The organism is Streptomyces sp. NPDC104761, from assembly GCF_055583445.1.
This window is the reverse complement of sequence record NZ_JBVJNZ010000005.1, coordinates 507,329-515,571: the sequence shown is the minus strand read 5'-3', so window position 1 is coordinate 515,571 and position 8,243 is coordinate 507,329. Positions and strand designations below refer to the sequence as shown.

The window sequence follows — 8,243 nt, the reverse complement described above, 5'->3', positions numbered from 1 at the left end:
TGGTACTGCAGGGGGGACCCTGTGGGAGAGTAGGACACCGCCGAACAAATATTGGGAAAGGCCCACGCCACTGGCGTGGGCCTTTCTGCGTTTACGGGGTCGTTTAGGCTCGGGACATGCGCTACGACCTGGTTATCTTCGACAACGACGGCGTCCTTGTCGACAGTGAGCCCATCTCCAACCGGCTCCTGGCTGCCTATCTCACCGAGTTGGGGCATCCGACCTCCTACGAGGACTCCACACGGGACTACATGGGGTCCGCGATGCACCGGATCCACGACCTCGTCCTGGAGCGTACCGGCGAGCGGCTGCCGGACGACTTCGACGATGTCTTCCACGAGCGGGTGTTCACGGCCTTCGAGGCGGAGTTGAAGCCCGTGGCCGGGGTCGCGGGGGTGCTGGAGCAACTGGCGGCGGACGGGGTGCCGTACTGCGTCGCCTCGTCCGGGAGCCATGAGCGGATTCGGGTGGGGCATCGGACGACCGGGCTGGACCGGTGGTTCGACGCGTCGCGGATCTTCAGTTCGCAGGATGTGGGGCGGGGGAAGCCGGCGCCGGATCTGTTTCTCCACGCGGCCGAGCGGATGGGGGTCGTGCCGGTGCGGTGTGCCGTCGTGGAGGACAGTCCGCTGGGGGTGCAGGCGGCGGTGGCGGCCGGGATGGACGTGTACGGGTTCACTGCCATGACACCGGCGGAGAGGTTGGAGGGGGCCACTCAACTCTTCTCCGACATGGGGCAGTTGGCTGACCTGCTGGAATGACCGGGGGCATGGCGGCGGCGCTGACAATTGTCATGCCGAGCTCCGGACGTTCGTTTCTACTGGGGGACCCCGTCCGGACGCGAAGCTGAGGGCATGACGAAGACGACGAACACCGGGTCCCAGAGCAAGCAGCAGCCCAGCGTGCTGGAGAACCTCCGCCCGCTGATCGTGGATGTGGCGGTGCCTCTCGGGTCGTACTACTTCTTCAAGGGGGCCTTCGGGATGAGCACCTTCGCGGCGCTCGCCTGGAGCAGCGTGGTGCCGGCCGTGCGGACGGGCTGGAGTGTGGCGAGGGAGCGCAAGGTCAACGGGCTTGCGGCGCTGATCCTGGTCGTGAACGTGGTCGGGCTCGCGCTCAGCTTCGTCTCCGGTGACCCGCGGCTCATGCTCGCCAAGGACGGTGCGGTCAGCAGCACCATCGGGATCGGCATCCTGGTGTCGGTGGCGCTGGGCCGGCCGATGATGTCGGCTGGGCTGAAGCCGTTCCTGGTGAAGGGGGACGCCGGCCGGGAGGCCGCGTGGGAGCGGCTGGCGGCCGGGACCGCGGTCCGGTCGGCGGAGTTCCTGCGCAAGGAGCGGGTCTTCTCCGTGATCTGGGGTCTCGTGCTCCTCGCCGAGTGTGTCGCCCGGGTCGTCGGCGCGTACACGATCCCCGTCGACACCATGGTCTGGCTGAGCTCGCTCCTCCTGGTCGTGGCGATCAGCCTCGGCATGGTGATCTGCGGTGGGGCGGCCGCCGAGCCCATGGCCTGCCTGATCACCGACGAGGTGAAGCGCCAGGAAGCCGCGGAGCGGCAGGAACAGGAGCTCGCGGTCGCCGCCTGAACGGCCGGAAGGTAAAGCTGAAGGAAATTCATCTTTGGCTGGATCTACCCACGAGTACGCCGGGGCCCTACGCTCGCCGCCATGACAGATGTGCTGCGGCGCGGTAGGGCCTCGCTGGCGTTCAGCTTCTTCACCCAGGGCGCCACCTTCGCGCTGCTGGTGACGCGCATCCCCGCCATCCAGGACCGGTACGGCGTCTCCGACGCGCTGCTGCCGGTCTTTCTCGCTGCCGTGCCCATCCTGGCCGGTGTCGGCAGTGTCACCACCGAGCAGTTGGTGAAGCGCATACGGCCCAGCCGGCTGCTGCGCTGGTCCCAGCCGGTGGTGATGCTTGCGCTGCTCGGGGTCGGGTCCGGTGGGGTGATGGCGGAGCTGGCGGTGGCGCTGGCCGCGTTCGGCCTGGCCGTCGGCGCGCTGGACGCCTCGATGAACATGCTCGGGGTGAGTCTGCAGCGGACGTACGGGCGCAGCATCATGCTCAGCTTCCACGCGGCGTACAGCCTGGGCGGGATCCTCGGGGCGTCGCTGGCCTGGGTGGGGGCGCACTGGCATCTCGCGCTGTGGGTGTCGTACCTGCCGGTGGTCGCGGTGCTGCTGCCGGCCGCGCTGCTGGGGAGCCGGTGGTACGTGGACGGTGATCCCGCGCCGGTGGCGGACGAGACGGCCGGTGGGGGCGCGGGCGGTGTCGTCTTCAAGGTGCTGTTGCCGCTGTGTCTGGTGATGACCTTCGCCTACATCGGGGACTCGACCGTCTCCAACTGGAGTGCGAAGTACCTGAAGGACGTGTTGGGGAGCAGCGAGCAGCTCGCGACCGTGCCGTACAACGTGTACATGGTGACCACGCTGGTCGGACGGGGCATCGGGGACTTCGGGGTACGGCGGTTCGGTGCCGTGCCCGTCGTACGGCTGGGGGCGGTGGTGGCGGCCGCCGGGTTCGCGGTGGTGGCGGCGGCGCCGGGGGCGTGGGTCGGCATGGCCGGGTTCACTCTGCTGGGGCTGGGATTGTGCGTGCTGGTTCCGCAGACCTTCGCGGCGGCGGGGCGGCTGTTTCCGGGGGCTTCGGATGCGGCCATCGCGCGGCTGAACATCTTCAACTACGTCGGGTTCCTGATCGGTTCGCCGTTGGTGGGGGCGCTCGGCGATGCGTGGAGCTATCGCGGGGCGATGTTGGTGCCGATGGTGTTGGTGCTGGTGACGCTGGTGTACGCCCGTTCGTTCGCGACCAGGTCGGACCGATACGGTGGCGGGCATGAGCGGCCGCGCACAGCTGATGTGGGACGAGGCAGTAACGGGCTATGACTTCGGTCCGGGTCATCCGATGGACCCGGTCCGGCTGGCGTTGACCCGGAGTCTGGTCGGTGCCTTCGGGCTCGACCGGGCGATGGACGTGGTCGCGGCGAAGCCGGCCGGGGAGTCGACGCTGCGGCTGGTGCACCGGGAGGACTACATCGAGGCCGTGAAGGCGGCCTCGGCGGATCCGGCGGCGGCCGACCAGTCGTACGGGCTGGGGACGGCGGACGATCCCGCCTTCGCCGGGATGCACGAGGTGTCGGCGCTGATCGCCGGGCAGTCGGTGGGGGCGGCGGAGGCGGTGTGGCGGGGGGATGCCGACCACGCCGTGAACTTCGCGGGTGGGTTGCACCATGCGATGCCGGGGGCGGCGTCGGGGTTCTGCATCTACAACGACGCCTCGCTGGCGATCGCGCGGTTGCTGGAGCTGGGGGCGGAGCGGGTCGCGTACGTGGACGTGGACGTGCATCACGGGGACGGGGTGCAGGCCGCGTTCTGGGAGGATCCGCGGGTGCTGACGATCTCGCTGCACGAGCATCCCCGGACGTTGTTCCCGCAGACCGGGTGGCCGCAGGAGGTCGGGGCCGGGGCGGGAGAGGGTTCCGCGGTGAACGTGGCGCTGCCTGCGGGGACCGGGGACGCGGGGTGGGTGCGGGCGTTTCATGCCGTCGTGCCGGAGCTGGTGGCCGACTTCCGGCCGCAGGTGCTGGTGACGCAGCACGGGGCCGACACGCATTTCGAGGATCCGCTGGCTCATCTGGCGGTTTCGCTGGACGCGCAGCGGGCGGTGCAGGTGGCGTGTCATGAGCTGGCGCACGAGCACGCCGGGGGGAAGTGGGTCGCGTTGGGTGGGGGTGGGTACGAGGTGGTGGATGTCGTGCCTCGGTCGTGGACGCATCTGGTGGGGGTTGCGGCGGGGCGGGAGGTTGCGCCCGAGACGCTGGTGCCGGAGGGGTGGCGGCAGGAAGTGTTTGCCCGGACTCGGCAGTTGGGGCCGGGGCGGATGACGGATGGGCGGTGGCCGGTGGGGTGGGCCGGGTGGGAGGCGGGGTACGACCCCGCTGATCGCTTGGACCAGGCTGTGCTGGCGACTCGGCGGGCCGTGTTTCCGCTGCGGGGGTTGCTGGCCTAGGGGTTTTCTCGCCCCCGCCGCCCCTACCCGTCCCGTCCTCCAGGGGGTGGGCCCCCTTCGACCGCCCGTTTCGGGGGCTGCCGCCCCCGGACCCCCGCATCGGCCTCCGGCCTCGTCCTCAAACGCCGGACGGGCTGGACAGTGCGGCTGCGGGCCTCGTCCTCAAACGCCGGACGGGCTGGAGAGTGGGGGTGCGGGCCGGGAGTCGTCCTCAACGCCGGACGGGCTGGAGGGTGGGTGCGGGCCGGGTGTCGTGGTCAGGCGCCAGGCGGGATGGAGGGTGGGGGTGCTGGCCCGGCGTCGTGTTGGCGTTAGGCCGACTGTGCGGTGTTTGTCTGTTCTGGGGGTCTGGTGGGGTGGAGGGCGTCAGCATCTCTGTGTGGTGAGTGGTGGTGGGCTTCAGGGCTATCTGGTGGCTGCCGGGCTGGCGGGGGTGGTGCGGACCTCGCGGGAGCGGAGTCTGCGGAGTTATCGGTTGTTCGCGGCTCGGGATCCTCGGGTGTTGATCGGGATTGATCCGCAAAGGGGGTGGGGGGAGGCGGAGTTGGTTCGGTTGATGGCTGCCAAGTGTGGGGTTTCGGACGATCCCCGGTGTGTTTCAGGGCATGATGTGATCGATCCTGACCTGACGGTCGCGGGGCTGGACGCCTTCGCCGAGCGGGTGGGGGAGGTGGCCCGGCGGCGGGCCCCCGTGTTGTTCGGGACCGGGCATCCGCACCGGCTGATCGGGTTCTACGCCGGTCTCGCGGACGCGCTGTCGGCGGCGGGATGTGAGGTCCTCACCCCCGCGCAGGGTCACTGTGTCGACATAACGACCCGGTTCGGCCTACGTACGTGCCGCCTCGATTACGTACGAGGTGTCGGGTTCGTGAGAGAAGTGGGCCGTGAACGCCCCGGTTGTGCGCCGGGTGCGCACACGCATTCGCCGCTGCCGGTTCGGGTGGCGCTGGAAGCGGCGGCCGGGAGCGGCGGGCCTCTGCCGGAGCTGGTGGTCGGGGACCATGGGTGGGTCTGCGGTGCAGGTCAGCTCGGGTTTGAGGCCATTGGGCTCGCGGATACGGATGACCCCGCGCTCTTCGTGGGGGAGGCCGAGGGGGTGGTGTCGGTGGCCGTTCCGGTTGATGACGGCGTGCGGTCTGATTGCTACACGCCGCTTACCCGCTACGTACTCAATCGAGCGTGTCTGTCACAGTAGGCCGCCGATGGGTGCACCTCTTCCCCACTCGCATCACCCGCCCCTACATTGGGGAGTGAGCACGCAACGACGAAGAGTCACCGGAAGGGGAAGCCGGTGGCCCGTCGAGTGCGGAAGGTTCAGGTGTGTCATGGCAGCTGGCGAGAGGCCTCTGAACGAGGTCGTGTTCCTGACCGTGGCGGAGGTCGCCGCGGTGATGCGAGTGTCGAAGATGACCGTGTACCGGCTGGTGCACAGCGGTCATCTGCCCGCGATCCGGGTGGGGCGGTCCTTCCGCGTCCCCGAACAAGCGGTACACGAGTACCTTCGCGAGAGCTATGTGGGGGTGGAGACCGCCTGACGGCCGTTCCGGGATTCTTCCCGGGGCACCTCGATTACGACCTCAGCGCTCGGGCGGGTAGGCTAGCCCCTCGTAGGTCGTATGGGCCCATGATGCCCAGCACCGAGTGATGAGAAGTGAGCGAGGGTAGTCGTGGGCTCTGTTATCAAGAAGCGGCGCAAGCGGATGGCCAAGAAGAAGCACCGCAAGCTGCTCAAGCGCACGCGTGTTCAGCGCCGTAACAAGAAGTAATTACGGCGCCGAGCCGCGAGAGCTTGTGTGTGGCCCCCCACCAGTACGGTGGGGGGCCACTGCATTTTCCGGCCGTTGCGGCTTGTCGTGGCCTGCTGGGGGTCATGCCAGCGCAACATCAACCCGCTAAGTTGGCCCGCATACGGGAACACGGAAGAAAGGCGCTGATCTTGGGGAAGGTCGTGCTCGTGACCGGAGTGGCCCGTCAACTCGGGGGCCGGTTCGTACGGCGTATTCAGCGTGACCCCGAGGTGGACCGGGTGGTCGCCGTGGACGCGGTGCCGCCGGAGCATCATCTGGGCGGGGCGGACTTCATCCAGACCGACATCCGCCAGCCGACCATCGCCCGGGTACTGGCCGAGAGCGGCGCCGACACCGTCGTCCACATGGACGTGACCGGCACACCGCTCGGCAGCGGGAGCCGGACCACCGTCAAAGAGACCAATGTCATCGGGACGATGCAGTTGCTCGGCGCCTGCCAGAAGTCGCCGAACGTCCGGCGGCTGGTGATCAAGTCCAGTACGAACGTGTACGGCTCCGCGCCGAAGGATCCGGCCGTCTTCACCGAGACCACCCCGCCGAAGTCCCTGCCCAGCGGGGGGTTCGCGAAGGACACGGTGGAGGTGGAGGGGTATGTGCGGGGGTTCGCCAGGCGGCGGCCCGACGTGGCGGTGTGCGTGCTGCGGTTCGCCAACATCCTCGGGCCGACCGCGGACACCCCCCTCGCCTCCTATTTCTCGCTGCCGGTGCTGCCCACCGTCCTCGGGTACGACCCGCGGCTGCAGTTCGTGCACGAGGACGACGTGATCGAGGTGCTGCGGATCGCCTCGCACGAGCCGGAGCGGGGGACGCTGAACAGCGGCACGTTCAACATCGCGGGTGACGGGGTGCTGTTGCTCTCCCAGTGCTCGAGGCGGCTGGGGCGGCCCACCGTGCCGCTGCTGCTGCCGGCGGTCACCTGGGCCGGGTCCCTGGTGCGGACGCTCGGCATGAGCGACTTCTCGCCCGAGCAGATCCGGCTGCTGACGCACGGCCGGGTGGTGGACACCGTGCAGATGCGCGAGACGCTGGGGTTCCGGCCGAAGTACACGACGGCGGAGACCTTCGCGGACTTCGTGCTCGCCCAGGCCCCGGGGCTGCTGCCGCCCCAGGCGGTGGCCGCGGCCGTCGACCGGATCGCCGCGCTGCCCGCCCTGAGCGGCGCGCGGACGCCGGCGGCGGCCCCGACGCAGAACCCGACCCAGAGCGCCAACTGAGGAGCGCAGCAACGATGGCGGACGCCAAGGTCATTCCGTTCGACGACGACCGGTCCCGCGGGGCTGCCGTGCAGCGGCCGGCCGCCCGGCGCCGGGGTGCGGGGAGCCGGCGCAAGGGCGGCGGCGAGCAGGCGGCGGGGCGCGAGGCCGCGCTGGGGCGCGAGGCCGCGCTGGGGCGCGAGTCCGCGGTGGTGCGTGAGGTCCAGCCTCTCGCCGGGCGGATCCCCGCGCAGGAGGATGTACATGTGACCCGGGAGAACCCTGAGACGGGCGTGGAGCAGCCGCCGCACGACGAGGCCGGCCTGGAGCAGCGTGTCGCACGCGGACTCGCGTTCCTGCGGCGGCGGCTGACCGGGGACTACGAGGTCGACGACTTCGGGTACGACGAGGAGCTGACCGACCAGGTCCTGATGTCCCTGCTGCGGCCGGTGTACGAGAAATACTTCCGCGTCGACGTGAAGGGCCTGGAGAACATCCCCGCCCACGGTGGTGCGCTGATCGTCGCCAACCACTCCGGGACGCTGCCGCTGGACGGGCTGATGATGCAGGTCGCCGTGCACGACCGGCATCCGGCGAATCGTCACCTCAGGCTGCTCGCGGCGGACCTGGTCTTCGTGCTGCCGGCGGTGAACGAACTGGCGCGGAAGCTGGGGCACACGCTCGCGTGCGCGGAGGACGCCGAACGGCTGCTGGCCCAGGGGGAGCTGGTCGGGGTGATGCCGGAGGGGTTCAAGGGCATCGGGAAGCCCTTCAGCGAGCGGTACAAGCTCCAGCGGTTCGGGCGGGGCGGGTTCGTGTCCACCGCGCTGCGGCAGGGGGTGCCGATCATTCCCTGCTCGATCGTGGGGGCCGAGGAGATCTACCCGATGATCGGCAATGCGAAGACGCTGGCGCGGGTGCTGGGGATTCCGTACTTTCCGCTCACGCCGACGTTTCCGTGGCTGGGGCCGCTGGGGGCCGTGCCGTTGCCGACGAAGTGGACGATTCAGTTCGGGGAGCCGATTCCCACGGACGGCTATCCGCCGGAGGCGGCCGAGGATCCGATGCTGATGTTCAACCTGACGGATCAGGTGCGGGAGCAGATTCAGCACACGCTGTACAAGTTGCTTGTGCAGCGGAGGTCGGTTTTCTTCTGAGCGCCGCTGCGGGTTGAGGAGCGATGGTGAGTGCGGCGCCGGCGTGGTTGCTCGCGCAGTTCCCCGCGCCCCCAAGA

Annotated in this window: 9 protein-coding genes; all 9 read left to right on the top strand. The window is 69.5% G+C overall.

Annotated elements, in window-relative coordinates; genetic code table 11:
• The first annotated feature begins 116 nt into the window (after positions 1-116).
• Positions 117-761, top strand: coding sequence for an HAD family hydrolase (locus ACZ63F_RS17855; RefSeq protein ID WP_469712034.1), 645 nt, complete (start codon positions 117-119; stop codon positions 759-761).
• Positions 762-854: 93 nt separating this feature from the next.
• Entirely contained in the window at positions 855-1,586 is a 732-nt protein-coding gene (locus ACZ63F_RS17850) for a VC0807 family protein (protein ID WP_469712032.1), read from the top strand.
• 81 nt (positions 1,587-1,667) lie between these two features.
• The gene (locus ACZ63F_RS17845; protein ID WP_469712030.1) at positions 1,668-2,885 is read left to right on the top strand and encodes an MFS transporter; all 1,218 of its coding nucleotides are present in this window, start codon (positions 1,668-1,670) and stop codon (positions 2,883-2,885) included.
• A complete protein-coding gene (locus tag ACZ63F_RS17840; RefSeq protein WP_469712028.1) occupies positions 2,836-4,008 on the top strand; it encodes an acetoin utilization protein AcuC in 1,173 nt (390 codons plus the stop codon). Before ACZ63F_RS17845 ends, ACZ63F_RS17840 begins: the two co-directional genes overlap by 50 nt.
• A gap of 379 nt (positions 4,009-4,387) precedes the next feature.
• Positions 4,388-5,203: a phosphatase gene (locus ACZ63F_RS17835; protein ID WP_469712027.1), complete on the top strand. Its 816-nt coding sequence runs from the start codon at positions 4,388-4,390 to the stop codon at positions 5,201-5,203.
• Positions 5,204-5,333: 130 nt separating this feature from the next.
• A complete protein-coding gene (locus tag ACZ63F_RS17830) occupies positions 5,334-5,543 on the top strand; it encodes a helix-turn-helix domain-containing protein (RefSeq protein ID WP_067299677.1) in 210 nt (69 codons plus the stop codon).
• Positions 5,544-5,675: 132 nt separating this feature from the next.
• Entirely contained in the window at positions 5,676-5,774 is a 99-nt protein-coding gene (locus ACZ63F_RS17825; protein ID WP_003948845.1) for a 30S ribosomal protein bS22, read from the top strand.
• A gap of 170 nt (positions 5,775-5,944) precedes the next feature.
• The gene (locus tag ACZ63F_RS17820) at positions 5,945-7,030 is read left to right on the top strand and encodes an NAD-dependent epimerase/dehydratase family protein (protein WP_469712025.1); all 1,086 of its coding nucleotides are present in this window, start codon (positions 5,945-5,947) and stop codon (positions 7,028-7,030) included.
• Positions 7,031-7,044: 14 nt separating this feature from the next.
• Positions 7,045-8,166: a lysophospholipid acyltransferase family protein gene (locus ACZ63F_RS17815; RefSeq protein WP_469712022.1), complete on the top strand. Its 1,122-nt coding sequence runs from the start codon at positions 7,045-7,047 to the stop codon at positions 8,164-8,166.
• Positions 8,167-8,243: the final 77 nt, after the last annotated feature.